At 70.0% G+C, this 16,251-nt stretch carries 15 protein-coding genes and 1 tRNA gene; 8 read left to right on the top strand and 8 right to left on the bottom strand.

The window, feature by feature from the left end; genetic code table 11:
• Positions 1 to 312: 312 nt before the first annotated feature.
• The 4 genes from AB0436_RS28660 (at position 313) to AB0436_RS28645 (ending at position 5,140) form a co-directional block, all read left to right on the top strand.
• Positions 313 to 1,125, top strand: coding sequence for a DUF2637 domain-containing protein (locus AB0436_RS28660; RefSeq protein WP_366470849.1), 813 nt, complete (start codon positions 313 to 315; stop codon positions 1,123 to 1,125).
• Between the two features lie 53 nt (positions 1,126 to 1,178).
• Positions 1,179 to 1,886 carry a rhomboid-like protein gene (locus tag AB0436_RS28655; RefSeq protein ID WP_366470848.1) on the top strand — a complete coding sequence of 236 codons (708 nt, stop codon included), beginning with the start codon at positions 1,179 to 1,181 and terminating at the stop codon, positions 1,884 to 1,886.
• A complete protein-coding gene (locus AB0436_RS28650; RefSeq protein WP_366470847.1) occupies positions 1,883 to 3,304 on the top strand; it encodes an FAD-dependent oxidoreductase in 1,422 nt (473 codons plus the stop codon). Before AB0436_RS28655 ends, AB0436_RS28650 begins: the two co-directional genes overlap by 4 nt.
• Before the next feature lie 141 nt (positions 3,305 to 3,445).
• Positions 3,446 to 5,140 carry a hypothetical protein gene (locus tag AB0436_RS28645; RefSeq protein WP_366470846.1) on the top strand — a complete coding sequence of 565 codons (1,695 nt, stop codon included), beginning with the start codon at positions 3,446 to 3,448 and terminating at the stop codon, positions 5,138 to 5,140.
• 34 nt (positions 5,141 to 5,174) lie between these two features.
• On the opposite strand, the gene AB0436_RS28640 is transcribed toward AB0436_RS28645, so the two are convergent.
• The 5 genes from AB0436_RS28640 to AB0436_RS28620 all read right to left on the bottom strand — a co-directional run bounded on the left by AB0436_RS28640 (position 5,175) and on the right by AB0436_RS28620 (position 8,300).
• Positions 5,175 to 5,627, bottom strand: a complete 453-nt coding sequence (locus tag AB0436_RS28640) for a hypothetical protein (protein WP_366470845.1) — start codon at positions 5,625 to 5,627, stop codon at positions 5,175 to 5,177.
• On the bottom strand, positions 5,624 to 5,890 hold the full coding sequence (locus AB0436_RS28635; RefSeq protein ID WP_366470843.1) for a hypothetical protein: 267 nt from the start codon (positions 5,888 to 5,890) through the stop codon (positions 5,624 to 5,626). The genes AB0436_RS28640 and AB0436_RS28635 overlap by 4 nt, the downstream gene beginning before the upstream one ends.
• 4 nt (positions 5,891 to 5,894) lie before the next feature.
• Positions 5,895 to 7,325, bottom strand: coding sequence for a C2 family cysteine protease (locus AB0436_RS28630; protein ID WP_366470842.1), 1,431 nt, complete (start codon positions 7,323 to 7,325; stop codon positions 5,895 to 5,897).
• Complete coding sequence (locus tag AB0436_RS28625) at positions 7,325 to 7,654, bottom strand: hypothetical protein (RefSeq protein ID WP_366470841.1); 330 nt, start codon at positions 7,652 to 7,654, stop codon at positions 7,325 to 7,327. Before AB0436_RS28625 ends, AB0436_RS28630 begins: the two co-directional genes overlap by 1 nt.
• A 103-nt stretch (positions 7,655 to 7,757) precedes the next feature.
• On the bottom strand, positions 7,758 to 8,300 hold the full coding sequence (locus tag AB0436_RS28620; protein ID WP_366470840.1) for a MarR family transcriptional regulator: 543 nt from the start codon (positions 8,298 to 8,300) through the stop codon (positions 7,758 to 7,760).
• A 346-nt stretch (positions 8,301 to 8,646) separates the two neighbouring features.
• On the opposite strand from AB0436_RS28620, the gene AB0436_RS28615 reads away from it, so the two are divergent.
• Complete coding sequence (locus tag AB0436_RS28615) at positions 8,647 to 10,617, top strand: chloride channel protein (RefSeq protein ID WP_366470839.1); 1,971 nt, start codon at positions 8,647 to 8,649, stop codon at positions 10,615 to 10,617.
• 16 nt (positions 10,618 to 10,633) lie between these two features.
• On the opposite strand, the gene AB0436_RS28610 is transcribed toward AB0436_RS28615, so the two are convergent.
• Together AB0436_RS28610 and AB0436_RS28605 are read right to left on the bottom strand one after the other, a co-directional pair.
• Positions 10,634 to 11,362 carry an isocitrate lyase/phosphoenolpyruvate mutase family protein gene (locus AB0436_RS28610; RefSeq protein ID WP_366470838.1) on the bottom strand — a complete coding sequence of 243 codons (729 nt, stop codon included), beginning with the start codon at positions 11,360 to 11,362 and terminating at the stop codon, positions 10,634 to 10,636.
• 156 nt (positions 11,363 to 11,518) lie between these two features.
• A tRNA-Thr gene (locus tag AB0436_RS28605) sits at positions 11,519 to 11,593 on the bottom strand.
• Positions 11,594 to 11,785: 192 nt separating this feature from the next.
• Here AB0436_RS28605 and ugpC point away from each other — a divergent pair.
• The 3 genes from ugpC to AB0436_RS28590 all read left to right on the top strand — a co-directional run bounded on the left by ugpC (position 11,786) and on the right by AB0436_RS28590 (position 14,340).
• Complete coding sequence (gene ugpC / locus AB0436_RS28600; protein ID WP_366470837.1) at positions 11,786 to 12,913, top strand: sn-glycerol-3-phosphate ABC transporter ATP-binding protein UgpC; 1,128 nt, start codon at positions 11,786 to 11,788, stop codon at positions 12,911 to 12,913.
• Between the two features lie 225 nt (positions 12,914 to 13,138).
• A complete protein-coding gene (locus tag AB0436_RS28595) occupies positions 13,139 to 13,552 on the top strand; it encodes a hypothetical protein (RefSeq protein WP_366470836.1) in 414 nt (137 codons plus the stop codon).
• 53 nt (positions 13,553 to 13,605) lie between these two features.
• On the top strand, positions 13,606 to 14,340 hold the full coding sequence (locus AB0436_RS28590; RefSeq protein ID WP_366470835.1) for a nucleotidyltransferase family protein: 735 nt from the start codon (positions 13,606 to 13,608) through the stop codon (positions 14,338 to 14,340).
• Positions 14,341 to 14,418: 78 nt separating this feature from the next.
• Here AB0436_RS28590 and AB0436_RS28585 read toward each other — a convergent pair whose 3' ends face one another.
• Complete coding sequence (locus AB0436_RS28585) at positions 14,419 to 16,035, bottom strand: DoxX family membrane protein (RefSeq protein ID WP_366470834.1); 1,617 nt, start codon at positions 16,033 to 16,035, stop codon at positions 14,419 to 14,421.
• Positions 16,036 to 16,251 lie beyond the last annotated feature (216 nt).

The following is a 16,251-nucleotide window of genomic DNA, read 5'->3' as shown; positions in this document are numbered from 1 at the left end:
CCTCCGTGTGGTGCGTTCCTAGACAGCTCCACCACATCGGAGGTCTTCGCCATGTTCAAGGCCCACGACTGTCAACAACGCTCGTGATCAATACAGCTAGATGCACCATCCGACTAAGGTCAACGGCCGGGTCACCGCTCCACCCTTTCGCCCCGGCCGGTCACCCGACTGCCGGTCATCCGGGGGACGGCCGCGGTCGTTCTTCTCGTGTGACGCCACCCGAGCCCCCCTCCCAGCCGGCCCGATCCTGCACCGCCGGATCCCGCACGGCTGTGACCCTGCCGGTCCCGACGGTGAGGCAGGAGGCCGGCCATGTATGACCGTCGGGAAATCTTCGAGTCGTACCCGGGCCCCTACCAGGAGACGTATCAGGGGTCGTACCAGGACACGTACCAAGGGCCGCACCAGGGCACGTACTACGGGCAGCTCGACCCGGACGAGGGCATCGTCCCCGGCACGCACTACGCCGACATGATGCACACCCAGGAAACGTTCACCCCGCAGGACGTGCACGACTTCGGACAGGTACTGAACCTGGACGAGGAACTGGCCGAGTTCATGCGCGCCTCCGCGGCGGAGGTGGCGCCCACCGCGCCCGCCGCACCGGTCGCACCCACCCCGCCGTTCCCCCGCCCCGGCTCCCACGACCACCGCAAACGGCGCACACCGCGCTTCCACCGGCCGGCCGGGTGGACCTGGCTGCGCATGATCAGTTTCGCTCTCGCGGCGCTCACCGCGGTCATCGTCGCCATGGTCAGCGCCTTCGGCGCGGTCGTCTCCTACGATCCGCTGCGTCTCATCGCAGCCACCTCGGTGCCGGACAACCTGGCGAAGTGCTGGCCGCTGCTGATCTTCGGCCCCTGGCTGGTCGCCTCGCTGTCCGTACTGCGGGCCACCCTGCACCACCGCACCGCCCCGCAGGGCTGGGCGCTGGTGGTGCTGTTCTCCGCGCTCGCGGCGGTGCTGTGCGTGAGCCACGCGGACAAGACGCTGTCCGGTATCGCGGTGGCGTGCCTCCCGCCGATCACCGCCCTGACCTGCTTCCACCAGCTCGTCAGGCAGATCACCCTCACCCGCACCCCCGTGCGCCCGGCCGGCATCCGCTCCCATCGCGCCACGCCGTGACCGCCACGCCGTGACCGCCGCACGGCGCGGCGCGGGCCCGCACAATCGACCTCATGACCCGCGCCCTGCACGCCGTCCGCTCGTACATCCGCAGCGCACCCGGCACCTACCTCTGGCTGGCGGTACTGCTGGGTACCACGATCGCGCTGCACCAGATGCCGCCGGGGCACGAGCGGGCGTTCCTGGGCAGCCGCTCCACCAATATCCACGAGCTGTCCGTCCACCCGGTCCGGGTGCTGATCCAGAGCGCCCTGTGGATCGGCAGCGGCCACTGGGTTCCGTACGCCGTGCTCTTCACCGTCTTCCACGCCCAGGCCGAACGCTGGATCGGCACCGCCCGCTGGCTCGCGGTCGCCGCCAGTGCGCACGTCTTCGCCTCGTTCATCAGCGAGGGCGCTCTGCTCTGGGCGATCCAACTCGGCCACGCCCCGAAGTCCGCCGTCAACACCCTGGATGTGGGGGTGAGTTACGCGCTGGCCGGCGTCATCGGCGTACTGACCTACCGGATCATCACACCCTGGCGGTACGGATATCTGGCCGTGATCCTGCTCTCCACGGCACTCCCGCTGGTCACCGCACGCACCTTCACCGACCTCGGGCACTTCACCTCGGTGCTGATCGGTCTGGCCTGGTATCCGGTCACCCGCGGACGCCCGCGCATCAACCCGGTGAGAGCGCTACACGCGGCCCGGCGCTACGCTCCCGGCAACCGCCGGCGGGACACCGAGCGGTCCGGATCCAGGAGTCAGAGGTCTGTATGAGCACCGTCAACGGCCCCAGCCACGGCAGCCACAGCACCGCCAACGGCGGCATATCGTTCTGGTACGCGGACCAGGGCGCCCCGCTCGCCCGCGAGCCGCTGCCCGGCGACGCGACCGCGGACGTGGTGATCGTCGGCGGTGGATACACCGGGCTGTGGACGGCGTACTACCTCAAGAAGGCCGTCCCCTTCCTCAACATCACCGTGCTGGAAGCCAGGTTCTGCGGCTACGGCGCGTCCGGCCGCAACGGCGGCTGGCTCTACAACGGCATCGCCGGCCGCGACCGGTACGCCAAACTGCACGGCCACGAGGCGGCGGTCCGCCTCCAACAGGCCATGAACGACACGGTGACCGAGGTCATCACCACCGCCGCCGACGAATCCATCGACGCCGACATCCACCGGGGCGGTGTCCTCGAAGTCGCCTACACACCCGCCCAGTTGCAGCGCCTCAAGGCGTTCCACTCGGTGGAGGTGGCGTTCGGCGAGAAGGACCGCACCCTGCACGGCGCCCGGGAGACCGCCGAGCGGATCAGGGTCAACGGGGCGGTCGGCTCCACCTGGACCCCGCACGGCGCCCGGCTGCACCCGGCGAAACTCGTCAAGGGCCTGGCCGAGACCGTCGAGGCGCTCGGTGTCACCGTGCACGAGTCGACACCGGTCACCGAGATCAGGCCCCAGCACGCCGTCACCCCGTACGGCACGGTCCGCGCCCCCTATGTGCTGCGCTGCACCGAGGGGTTCACCGCCGGACTCAAGGGCACGCACCGTAGCTGGCTGCCGATGAACTCCTCCATGATCGCCACCGAGCCGCTGCCCAAGTCCGTCTGGGACACCATCGGCTGGGAGGGCCGGGAGGCCCTCGGCGACATGGCCCACGCGTACATGTACGCACAACGCACCGCCGACGACCGGATCGCACTCGGTGGACGCGGCGTCCCGTACCGCTACGGCTCGAAGACCGACAACGACGGCCGCACCAGCCCCGCCACCATCGAGGCGCTGCGCGAGATCCTGGTCCGGTTCTTCCCGACCACCGCGGGCGTACGGATCGACCACGCCTGGTCAGGGGTGCTCGGCGTGCCCCGTGACTGGTGCGCCACCGTCACCCTGGACCGGTCGACCGGCCTCGGCTGGGCGGGCGGATACGTCGGCTCCGGCGTCGCCACCGCCAACCTCGCGGCCCGCACCCTGCGCGACCTGCTCCAGCAGGACTCCGGGCAGTCCGGCCCCACCGACCTCACCACCCTGCCCTGGGTGAACCACAAGGTCCGCGACTGGGAGCCGGAACCACTGCGCTGGCTCGGCGTGCACGGCATGTACCGGGCCTACCGGGCCGCCGACCGCCGAGAACTCACCGGCCGCAGCACTGCCACCGACCGTATCGCCACCCTCGCGGACCGCATCACGGGGCGCTGAAGCCGTCGGCCCACCGGCCGCTATCGGAGCACGAGGGGCGCCCCGGTCCGTGGTAAACACACGATACGGGGCTTCTCACACGCAGTGGCTCACGATCAAAGGGGGGCGCGGTCCGCGCCCGACAGCTGGGGGGAAGTCGCCATGTCAGGTGACGATCAGGTCATAACGGGCGGTACGGGCGGTGAACCCGACGATCAGAGCGGGTTCAGCCGGCCCACCGGGATCAGCGGATACGGCGGCTACAGCGGTTACAGCGGTTACAGCGGTTACAGCGGCGGGAGTTACGGCCCTGCCGACCCCTTCGGGGCGCCGCCGCCACCGCCGCGCACCCCGCCGGGCCCGGCCGACCCGCTGCGGGCGGCCGCCGTGGCACTGCTCAACCTCAGCGGCCTCGGCCTCGGTTACCTGCTGATCCGCCGTTGGCTCGCCATGGCCGTGTGCTGGGCGGCCACCGGCGCCCTGCTGCTGCTCGCACTGCCCGCCGACCCGGACGGCGTCGCACGGTCAACCGTCCTCGCCTACCTGGCGTTCCTCGCACTGGCCGCAGTGCACGGCGCCGTCCGCGGCCTGCGCACCCGGCTCCTCTGGCCGCCGCGGGCACCGGTCGCCGTGCTGCTCGGCCTGGTCCTGCTCGCGGCGCCGGTCGGCGGCGTGCTCTTCTACGACGGCGCCCGCGACGAGGCCACCCAGCAGCTGCTGCTCGACCGCCTCGACCAGGCCGACCGGAGCGTGTCCGACGCCGCCACCCAGAAGTTCAGCAGCGCGCAGCCCCACTATCGTTCCGCGCTCGCCACCTACCGCGACCTCGACGCCAACCACCCCGGCTCCCGGGCCGCCCGGCGCGTTCCCGCCAGCATGAAGGCGTACTACGCGGCGGTCGGCGCACCGTACAACGAGAAGAAGTACTGCGAGGCGATAGCCCCGCTGACATACCTGCGCACCGTCCCCGACACCTTCGGCAGCGAACGCCTCGGTGCGCTGGCCGGCTGGCCCGACAGCCGGCTCGCCGACGCGCTGTACAACTGCGGCCTGCCCGGCCTCGGTTCCGACGAGGCCGTCGCAACCGCGGACGGAAACCTCGGCGAGCTGATGACGACCTTCCCCGACTCCCCGCAAGCGGGGAGAGTGGAGCCGGCCATCAGCTCCCGGATCACCAAGGCCGCCAAGCGCCTCAAGGGCGACAGGCCCTGCACGGCGACCGATGAGCTGCGCACCCTGAGCAGCCAGGCCACCGCACTGCCCAGCAAGAAGGACGCCGTCGGCCGCGCGCTGCGCGAGGACTCCGACGCGGCGGACAAGGAGGTGCAGGCGGGCACCTACGCCTGCGGCGTCAGCCAGTACCAGGACGGCGCCTTCGCCGCGGCGCTCGAAACCATGAACGGCTTCACCGACACGTACAAGCACGACAAGAACCGGGCCCACGCCCAGAAGATCGCCATCGCCGCCGAGATCGCCCAGGACGAACCCGCAGCAGGCAGGCACCTGCCCACCCTGGCCTCCGGCGGCAGCATCCCGATCACCATCAAGAACGACAGCCCCTACGAGGTGGACGTGCTGTTCACCGGGCCGGTCACCGGCAGCGTCAAAGTGAAGGCGTGCGGCAGCTGCTCCACCTACTCCAGCGACGCCGCCGCGCGGCGGAGCGCCTGCAAGGCGCACAAGAACTACCCGACAAGGACGATCACGCTGCCCGCCGGAACGACCTACTTCCTGCACAAGTCGATGGACAGCTCGGTGCCCGTCGGCGACAGCGACCACACCGAATTCCGCCCCGGCTACGTCTACACGGAGTGCGGGTACGTGGTCCGGAGCGCCGGGTCGGGCTACCCGTCGTAGCGCCCGGACGTCCCGGCCGGGCCGGTCCCGCTGGTCAGGACGCGGCCGGTTCGACCTGGACGTCGACGGCGTCCTCGAACGGATCCTTGACCCGCCAGATCTTCAGCACCTTGATCCGGACGCCGTAGTCGGTGACCGTGTCGCCCTGCTTCACCGTGTGAAAGTGCGCCGTGCCGACGTCGTCGCGCACCAGCACGTCGATCTGGGCGGTGTGCGGCGCCGTACCGTCGTAACGCTTGAGCAACCCCAGTCCCACCGAGGTGCCGTCGGCGAGCGCGACCCCGCCGGTCGGACGGGAAGGATTGCCCATCCTGATCACGGTGAGACGCTGGACGCCCGCGGCATGGGAACCCAACGGCGGCGGCCGGTCCGCAGCGTCGTCGTGTCCGCCGGGGGCCCGGAGAACGACGACGGCGACGGTCACGGCCACGAGCAGCACGGCCGCCGACACGATCCACCCGACGCGACGGGAAGGGATGACGGTCACAGCTCCGGCCCCCGGTCGACGGTGAAGGCGATGTGGCCCTCGCGGCTCCCGGGAACGACCTCGGTGAAGACGAGGACATGGGCGCCGGTACGGACCTCGTCGCCCGGCCGGACATCCCGGATCTCACCGAAGGCGGAGCCGCGGTCGACGATGTTGACCCGTGCGTACGGGTCCTCCGGATCGGTACTGGTCCGCACGATGCCCAGGGTGAGGTCGCCGTGGCTGAACTGGCTGCGCCGACCGAGGCGGAAGCTCTCTGGCATGGGGTCAGACTCCCGTCTTCGTGAGGCCGATTTCGTCGAAGTTCTTGCGGTACTCGTCCTGAGTCAGGGTGATCTCCTGCGGCATGACCTTGCCGTTCTCCACACCGCTGCCGCCCCACGGATTGAGCAGTGTGATGGTGGGCGGATCGGCGTTCATGTCGACCCGCTCGACGGAGTACTCGTGCCCGCTGACGATACGGTCGTCGTGCACGTCACCGTCGCCCCTGGTACCGGAGGTCACGGCCTGGCCGTCCTTGATCTTCTCGTTGATGTCCGCGAGCGACAGGTCGCCGGTGTCGGTGCGCTCGGTGGGCTGTCCGGTGAGGTCACGCAGGCCGACATCGCCCCAGCCGCCGTCGATCTTCCCGTAGCCGCCGCGATACTGCGCGTACGCCTTCTCGTAGATCGCCACCCACATCACCTGATCGGGGGCGTTCGCGTACGCCGGCTTGCCGTCGGAACCCACCGGCAGCTTGTTGTCGACGGTGATCTCGACGGGCTGCGCCGGCATGCCGGGAAGGGGACCCTGCTGGTAGAAGGTGACGGTGTAGGTCCCGTTCGGGTTCTGCGTGATGTGCTGCTGGAAGAAGTCCGGGTCCCGCTCCGAGATGGCCGCGAGCGAGGAGAGGAACCAGCAGTCACCGTCCTGCCCCTGCTGCAGGTCGTGCTTGATGTCCACCCCGTTCGGACCGAAGAGGGTGCCGTCCACCGGCCGGTACTTCAGCCCGTCGGTGTACTGGGTGTCCGCGTCGGGTTCGAAGCGGAGATTGGACAGCGCCGGAGTGATCTTCGCCAAGGTGGCCGGACCGAGGCCCTTCGTCAGCATGTTGACCCACTGGGCCTTGACGGTGTCGTCGGCCCCGCCCGCACCCCACCAAGAAGAACCCTCACCCAACTGGCTGTTGAGCTCCTGGAGTTGTTGTGGGGTCATGCGGCTCATCACCGCGTCGAGTTCGGCAGGCGACAGGGCATGGAACTTGTCCAGTACCTCCTGAGCGCCCTGAGCCGAATCGGACCACAGGAAACCGCCGGAGTCGTCGATGTGATCGTCGAAATAGGACAACGCGTCATCGATCTTCTTCTGGTCCGGCACGGCCTCGTCGTCGAAGTACAGGCTGGGGTCGACGGGGTAGCCCTTGAGCTCCAACTGCTGGATGCCGTCGATCTGGGCGCAGCGGCGGGTCAACGATGCCGAAGTGTCGTCGAGTTCGGGATGCAGCGAGGCCGGCAGGCCCGAGTAGAACATCGGCAGGATCTGGCCGATCAGCGGCTCGAGCCGCGGGCTGGTGGTGGCGGGCTTGCCGTCGAGCAGGCCCTGCGCCTCCCGCAGCACACTCGCCACGTCTCCATGGAGTTTGCGGGCGCCCGGACCGATCTTCTTCATATGGCCGGCCATGGCACGTATCTGAGCGCTGTCGAAACCACGGAAGGTCATCAGTGCTGCCCTCCGGGCTTCTGAGCCGCCTGCTTCGTCGCCTCGTCATCGATCCGGGCAGCCTCGGACTCCCAGCGCGCCGCATCCCTCAGCAGATCACCGGCCATGTCGTGCAGATGACCTTTCCGCTTCCCCAGGGTCAACGTGGTGCTTTCCGCGTAGGGCCCGGCCCAGATGGGGGGCGAAGCGGTCGCCTGCTTCAACGTCTTGTCCAGGTAAGGCCCGAGAGCCCCCGCCAGCCCACGGGCACGACGGGCGCAGTCCCGCAGCTTCCTGGCCCGTTCCTTCTTCTGCTGTGGTGTTTCGGCCTGCGCGTCCCGGTTCCCCACCCGTTCCCCCGTATCTTGTCCGGCGCCCAACAACACAGGCAAGGATCGTACGGTGCACCGGCACCGCCGGACGGCACCGGGCCACCGGGGGCCGGGCGTCCGCTCAGAACGCGCTGCCGTCCGGGAAGGCGTCCCGGCCGGCCGGCGCATCGGACACGCCGAGCGCCGGATCGTCCGCCGCCCGGTTCAGCGCCCTGAGGCCCGCGACCAGGCCGGACCGTACGTCGACGGGCAGCCGGCCCACCAGCGCGGCGACCTCCCGCTGCCGGTGCTCCAACACCGTGTGCACCAGCGCGGCCCCCTCGGCGGTGGTCCGCAGGACGACCTCCCGGCGGTTGTCCGGGTTGACCTTGCGGTCCACCAGCGCGCCCGCCTCCAGCCGGTCCACCATCCGCATCGCCGTCGACGCGTTGACCTCCAGCGTGGCCGCCAGCGACGCCAGCTTGACCGGTCCGCTGGTCTCCAGCACCACCAGCGCCCGCAGCTGCGGAAGGGTCAGCGCACTGCCCGCCTCGGCCAGTGCGCGCGCCGAGAGACCGACCAGCAGCTTCGCGACAGCCATCACCGCCGCGGTGACTTCGTCGGTCTCTGCTGTGAGTCCGGTCACTGTGTCCCCGCCGCTCGCCCGTCGCGGCTCGCCTGTCACGATCCGTTCCACCGCTCTCTTCGGCCGGTCTGTCGGGCCGGTCCGTTCACCCAGCTCAGCAGCGCGCGATTAACCATTGCAGTCTGCAATGGTAGTCTTGGCGCTGTTCCTACCGCTCCAGTATCCGGGCATCCGACTACGGCGCCGCTGCGCACCACGGACCGCCCACCTTTCTGCCGCCCTCCGCACAGGGCATCGGCAGCTTCTCCAGGGCAATGACGCCCGCTCCCGCCATCGGGTGAGCCACCCAGGGGCGCCGGCACCGCTGTATGCGGAGCGCCGACGGCCCTGCTCGTGTGCGCCCATGACGGACTGCCCCTGCCTGCACCACCGACGGAGGTACCCCGTGACCACGCCCGACCACGCCCGGAAACCCGACCGCGCCCCCGGAGAACACGCGCCGCCATCGCCGTCGGCTCCGTCGGCCCCCCGGGCTCTCCCGCAGAAGATCGCGCACCTGGGCGACTTCCACGTCCCGCCCCGGGTCGCGGTGATCGCCGCGCTCGCCCTGCCGGTCGGCGCGGCCGCCGCCCTGGTCGCGGTGGGCCTGCTCAAGCTGATCGCCCTGTTCACCAACCTCTGCTTCCACGGCCGGTTCTCCTTCGGCAGCTCCACCCCCGGCACCACCTCCCACTGGTGGCTGATCCTCTTCATGCCGATCGTCGGCGGCCTGGTCATCGGGCTGATGGCCCGGTACGGATCGGAGAAGATCCGCGGTCACGGCATGCCGGAGGCCATCGAGTCGATCCTGGTCGGCGGCAGCAAGGTGCAGCCGCGGCTGGCCGTGCTCAAGCCGGTCTCGTCGGCCATCGGCATCGGCACCGGTGGACCGTTCGGCGCCGAGGGACCGATCATCATGACCGGCGGCGCGGTCGGCTCGATCCTCGCCCAGTTCCTGCACGTCACCACCGACGAGCGCAAGACCCTGCTGGTCGCGGGCTCCGCCGCGGGCATGGCCGCCACCTTCAACTCCCCGCTGGCCGCGATCCTGCTCGCCGTCGAACTGCTGCTCTTCGAGTGGCGTCCGCGCTCGTACATCCCCGTCGCCGTCGCCGCCGTCACCGCCACCCTGGTCCGAGAACCCATCCTGGGCTCCGCCCCGCTCTTCGGCGGCGCGCACGTCCCGGTCCAGCTGCCGCTCTCCGCGTACGGCCTGTGCCTGGTGGCCGGACTCGCCGCCGGGGTGCTCGCGCTCGGCGCCACCGCCCTCGTCTACTTCTCCGAGGACCTGTTCGCCAAGCTGCCCCTGCACTGGATGTGGTGGCCCGCCATCGGCGGCCTGATCATCGGCGTCGGCGGCCTCATCGAACCGCGCGCGCTCGGTGTGGGTTACGACGTCATCGACCAGCTGCTGACCGGCCGGGCCACCGTGGGTCTGATCGTCGGCATCCTGGTGGTCAAGACCCTCATCTGGGGCCTCTCCCTCGGCTCCGGCACCTCCGGCGGCGTCCTCGCCCCGATGTTCATGATCGGCGGCGCGCTCGGAGCCGCCGAGGGCCTGATCTTCCCGACCGTCAGCCCCGGCTTCTGGGCACTGGTCTCACTGGCCGGAGTGCTCGGCGGCGTGATGCGCTCCCCGCTGACCGGCATCGTCTTCTGCCTCGAACTGACCCATGAGATGAACGCGATGCTCCCCATGGTGATCACCGCGTCCTCCGCCTACCTGCTCTCGGTGATCGTCCTCAAGCGGTCCGTCCTCACCGAGAAGATCGCCCGCCGTGGGCTGCACCTCACCCGGGAGTACTCGGTGGATCCGCTGGAGGTCCACCTCGTACGCCAGCTGGAAACACCCATCACCGCCACCTTCCGTACCGACGAAACCGTGGCCGACATCAAGCGCGAGCTCACCGCCCCGCACGGCAGCCACGACTTCGACGGCTTCCTCGCCCAGCGGCTCTACCCGGTCATGGACCCGGCCGGACACCTGGCCGGCATCGTCACCCGCTCCGACTTCCTGCTCAGCTCCCCCGACGACCGGACCCCGCTGGGTGAACTGGCCCGGCCCGCGGTGACCGCGTACAACGACGAGACGCTGCGGACCATCGCCAACCGGATGGCCACCCACCACGTCACCCGCGTGGTGATCATCGACCGCGCCGACCCCGACCGGCTCGAGGGCCTGCTGAGCCTGCGCCAGCTGCTGGAGGCCCGCCGGATCGACCAGCACGAGGAGCACCACTCCGAACGCATCCTCACCCTCGTCCCCCGCCGCTTCCGCCCGGCCACGGCGTCGGGCCCCAGCGTGGTGGTGGCCCAGTCGGCCGGACCGGCCACGCCGACGACCGAACGGCACGACCCGGTGAAGCAGAACATCTAGCAGGACATCTACGGGATCACAGTTCCTCGGCCAGGCCCACCACCGCCGCCATGGCGCGGCGGTACAGGGAGGTGCCGAAGGTGACCCGGGCCGCCCCCAGCCGGTGCAGTTCCGCCGGTTGGGGGCCGCCGGGCAGGCACATGGCGTTGACCGGGCGCGAGACGACCCGCGCGATGTCCGGCAGAAGGTCCACCGGCGCCAGGATCGGGTAGACCACGTCAGCGCCTGCCTCGGTGTAGAGGCGCGCCCTGCGAACCGCCGACTCCACCGACTTGTCGCCGTGCACGAAGGTGTCGACGCGGGCGTTGAGAACGATCCGGTCCCCTGCGGCCGCCCGGATCTCGGCAAGCCGGTCCGCCTGCTCCTGAGCGTCCTTGACCTCGCCGGTCCGCGGCTCGGAGTCCTCGATGTTGCAGCCGACCGCACCGGCTTCCAGCAGCCGCTCCACGATCTCCTGCGGGGAAAGCCCGTAACCGGCCTCGATGTCCGCCGTCACCGGCACGTCGACCGACCGCACGATCCGTGCGATCGCAGCGAACATCTCATCGGCCGGAGTGAACCCGCCGTCCTGGTACCCCAGCGCCTCCGCGACCGCACCACTGGACGTGGCGAGAGCGGCGAACCCCGCCTCCGCGAAGACACCTGCGCTGCCCGCGTCCCACACGTTCGGGATGACCAGCGGGCCATCGAGGCCCGAACGATCATGCATGGCCCGGAACGACTTGGCGGCCCTCGAGTCGGCCATGGGATACCTCCTGCTGGACGGATCTGTCGGCCGTGACCCCCGGGGGCGACCTGTGCGTACACCTAAGCACTCAGCACCACATCCGGGACAGACACCATCCCCCGCATAGAAAAAGCCAAGCCCAGGCCGGACAAGGTCCGGCCTGGGCTTGCACAGAGCCCCCTGTCGGATTCGAACCGACGACCTACGCATTACAAGTGCGTTGCTCTGGCCGGACTGAGCTAAGGGGGCGTGCTGGAGCATTCTAACCGGACCGGACGAGTGGCTTCGCCCGAGTATTTCCCCGAGAATTTCGTCGCCCGGAAAGTACTGACAGACCGCAAACGGCCAGGTAGCGTCTCGGTTCAGTTCACTCTTGTGGACTACACCACTCCCTTACTCGGATCGTCCGGCACGTTCCTGCCGGTGAAGGAGCACGCGATCATGGCAACTGTTACGTTCGACAAGGCGACCCGGATCTACCCGGGCTCCACCAAGCCCGCCGTGGACGGCCTCGACATCGAGGTCGAGGACGGCGAGTTCCTGGTTCTCGTCGGTCCCTCCGGCTGTGGCAAGTCGACCTCCCTGCGGATGCTCGCGGGTCTCGAGGACGTCAACGGCGGTGCGATCCGCATCGGCGAGCGCGATGTCACGCACCTGCCGCCGAAGGACCGGGACATCGCGATGGTGTTCCAGAACTACGCGCTGTACCCGCACATGACGGTCGCCGACAACATGGGCTTCGCGCTCAAGATCGCCGGTGTCAACAAGACGGAGATCCGCGCCAAGGTCGAAGAGGCCGCGAAGATCCTCGACCTCAGCGAGTACCTGGACCGCAAGCCCAAGGCGCTCTCCGGTGGTCAGCGTCAGCGTGTCGCGATGGGCCGCGCGATCGTCCGGGAGCCGCAGGTCTTCCTCATGGACGAGCCGCTGTCGAACCTGGACGCCAAGCTCCGCGTCTCGACCCGTACGCAGATCGCGTCGCTCCAGCGCCGCCTCGGCATCACGACCGTGTACGTCACCCACGACCAGGTCGAGGCCATGACCATGGGCGACCGGGTGGTCGTGCTCAAGGACGGTCTGCTCCAGCAGATCGACTCGCCGCGCAACATGTACGACCGTCCCAACAACCTCTTCGTCGCCGGCTTCATCGGCTCCCCGGCCATGAACCTGGTCGAGGTCCCGATCACCGACGGCGGCGTGAAGTTCGGCAACAGCGTCGTCCCGGTCTCCCGCGAGGCACTGTCCGCCGCGGCGGAGCGCGGCGACACCACCGTCACGGTCGGCGTCCGCCCGGAGCACTTCGATCTGGTCGAGTCCGACGGCACCACCACCAAGACGCTGTCCAAGGACGCGCCGGCCGGTCTGGCCGTCTCGGTCAACGTCGTCGAGGAGCTCGGCGCCGACGCGTTCGTCTACGGCTCGGCCGAGGTGAGCGGTGAGCACAAGGACCTCGTCGTCCGCGTCAACGGCCGCCGGGTGCCCGACAAGGGCAGCAAGCTGCACGTCGTGCCGCGCCCCGGTGAGATCCACGTCTTCGCCACCTCGACCGGCGAGCGCCTCAGCGACTGACGTCGCCCAGCAGCGTACGGCGGCGGCCCCGCATCTTCCGTTCGGGAGGTGTGGGGCCGCCGCCGTATGTGGGTGGCAGAGCCTCCGTATGGGGCGGCAACTACCCCGGCAGAAGGGGCGTTTCGCCGGGTACGTCAACACCCGATTCGAAAAGGGAACTCGAACCATCCCCCGCACGAGTGACTAAATGTCGCCAAATCATCACCGGCCGCTACGCTCACCTGCGTGACCCACACAGCCCGCCGAATCGGCCGAACTCTCGCACTCGTCCTGCCCGTCGTCCTGGTTCTCTCCGGGACGCTCGCGGTCACCCGCGTTCCGTGGGCAGGCGCCTCCACCGGCTCGCAGATTCTCACTGCGTCGTCCAAGGAAGTATCGGTGCGCGCCAAGACACGTACCCCGCAGGACATTCTGCGCGACAAGCTGCTCTCCGAGCTCCAGGAGAAGGACCCGGGCACCGCGCTCACCCATCTCCAGCGCGAGGTGGAGAGCCGCCCCTCTCTGGCCGGCCACTGCATGGAGATCGCCCGTGCACTGGGCCGTGCCGCCGTCGAGCGTTACGGGCCCACCCGGGCTCAGTCGTACTCGCGCCCGGTCTGCGACACCTCCTTCGCCTACGGGGTCGCGCACACGCACTGAGACACCTTGTCGGGGGCGCGCCGCACAAGACCGGTCGGTCTAAGGTGCGCCTCATGACGACCGCTGATCCTCAAGCGCAGGTGCCGCCCACTCAGGCCGTGGTCCTGGCGGGCGGCCAGGGTTCCCGCCTGCGCCCCTACACCGACGACCGTCCCAAGCCGATGGTGGAGATTCCGGGCACCGGAACGCCGATCATCGGCCATCAGCTTGCCTGGCTGGCCGCCGAGGGCGTCACCGATGCGGTGATCTCCTGCGGCCACCTCGCCGGGGTGCTGCAGGAGTGGCTGGACTCCGCCGAACTCCCTTTGCGCGTCACCACCGTCATCGAGTCCGAGCCGCTGGGCCGTGGTGGTGGTCTCAAGTACGCTGCCGCGCGGTTGCCCGACGCCGACCGTCCCTGGTACGCCACCAACGGCGACATCTGGACGCGCTTCTCGCTCCGCGACATGGCGGCCTTCCACACAGAGCGGGACGCCACCGCGACGCTCGCGCTGGCCCGCCCCAGGATTCCGTGGGGCGCGGTGGAGACGAACGAGTTCGGGCAGGTACTCGACTTCATCGAGGCGCCTCCGTCGCCGTATCTGATCAACGCCGGGGTGTACGTGTTCTCGGCGGCCTTCACCGCGCTGCTGCCGGACCACGGCGACCACGAGCGGTCCACGTTTCCGCGGCTGGCCAGGGAGCGAAGGCTGGCCGGTTTTCCGCTGCCCAACGGAGCGTACTGGCGGGCCATCGACACCGCGAAGGACCTCACCGAGGCGGCGCGGGAGCTGGGTGCGCGGACCTGAGTCCATGCGTCGCGGCACACGGTGAGGGGCGGCCGCACGTTCAGCGGCCGCCCCTCACCGTGTGTCCGGTGCCGGCCGTCAGCCGAGCAGGCCGCCGATCGGGTTGCGGTTGGCGCCGCCACCGGTCGAGCCGCCGCCGGTGCTGCTGCCCCCGCCGGTCGAGCCGCTTCCTCCGGTGCTGCCGCCTCCGGTGGAGCCGCCCGAGGACGACGGGCCGGAACTGCTCGCCGCCGGTGGCGGCGGAGCCGGCTGACGCTGCTGGGGGGGCTGCTGCCCAGTGCCCTGGGTCTGGCTCGGCTGCCCGCCGCCGATGCCCACGGTCGCGGTCTCGCGGACCGTGCCGGGCGTGGTCGGGGCGCCGGGCGGCCGCGCCGACGTGTGCGCGGAGGGCGACGACTGGTCCCGGTGGGCGCGCTGCGAGGGGCTGCCCGACGAACCGGTCTCCTGCGGCAGCGGCTGTCCGGGCAGCCGATTGGTGGGATCGGTGTTCGGCCCCGGTACGGTCACCACCTCCGCGGAGCGGACGGCGCCGCCGAGCAGCGAGCCGATCAGCAGCGTCAGGCCGACCACCACGGAGGCGACGACGGCCCCGCGCCGCAGCACCCGCCTGCGCAGATCCCGCAGTGCTGAACGCGGGCCGAGCCGGCGCCAGGCCTCGCCCGCGAGGCGGCCGTCCACCGAGTAGACCGGGGCGCCCGCGATGATCAGCGGTGACCAGGCGGCGAGGAAGATGATGTCAGGGGTGTCGTACACCGGTACGGCCCGCCAGCTGACGGTGACCAGCAGCGCGATGGACAGCATCGCGCCGAAGGCCGCGGCGACCCGCTGCCAGAGTCCGAGAACGGTGAGCACACCGACGACGACCTGGAGGAAGGCGATGGTGAGACCGGCGCCCACCGGGTGTGACAGCGCGAAGTCACGCAATGGCTCGGCGAGCGCCCAAGGGTGCAGTGAGTGCAGCCACTTCACCATCGAGCCGCGTTCGCCGCCGTCGAAATAGACGGGGTCGCAGAGTTTGCCCATGCCGGCGTAGACGGAGATGAAGCCGAGGAACACCCGGAGCGGCAGGAGCACCACGCCCAGGTTCATCCGTCGGCCCGGGTAGTAGGCGTGGCGGACCGCGTCGGCGGACGACCGCTGCCCCGGGTAGAAGTCGTCGTCCTCGTACTGCTCGTCGTCGTACTGGTCGTCGTCGCGCCGCTGGTCGGGGTACTGATCGTCGTACTGGTCGTCGTCGAACTCGTCACCGAGGCGCGGCGGTTGCCCGTCGTACGCGCCGATGGCCTCGCGCATGCGGGGCAGCAGCGTGGTGGCGGGCCTGCTGGGGAAGGGTGGCTCTGCCGCGTCGTCGACGCTGATGCGCGGGATGACCTGGGTGGCGCCGGCGTCCTGGCCGGAGCCGTAACCGACCTCCTGCACACCGGAGTTCCGCACGGCCTGCAGCAGTCTGATGGCGCCGGTGTCGTCCGGCGCGGACTTCCCGCTCCACACGACGGGTGCCCGGCGTCGCGCTGCCGCGGGGGTCCCGGCCCGGCCCCCTCTGGCCGAACCGGCGGGCCGCGGCATCGAGTTCGGTGCGAGCTGCACCCGGAAGCTGGCGTGGTTGACGACGACCTGGGCGGGATCGCACGGCACCTTGACCATGCTCAGGGCAGGCAGCTCGTCGAACCCGGGTGTTCTGGTGTCCACGCTCATCTAACCGAGTGACGCTCGCTTAGGACACTGCCTTGACGTGTCGGATCTGTCCGCGACCCGTCAACGGGCCCCGTCCGACACGGTCGCGAGGGCCCGCACGGCCCGCTCAGCCCAGCGAAAGCCGACCGCCGGCGGACCGACAGCAGACCAAGAGGCGACCACGGCATTACCGTCCGTTCAAGCACTCTTCAATCAGGGCCTCACCCGCGCTACAGC

Origin of the sequence: Streptomyces sp. NPDC051322, assembly GCF_040689485.1 — a bacterium.
Classification (GTDB): Bacteria; Actinomycetota; Actinomycetes; order Streptomycetales; family Streptomycetaceae; genus Streptomyces.
This window is presented reverse-complemented; position numbering and strand designations above follow the sequence as displayed.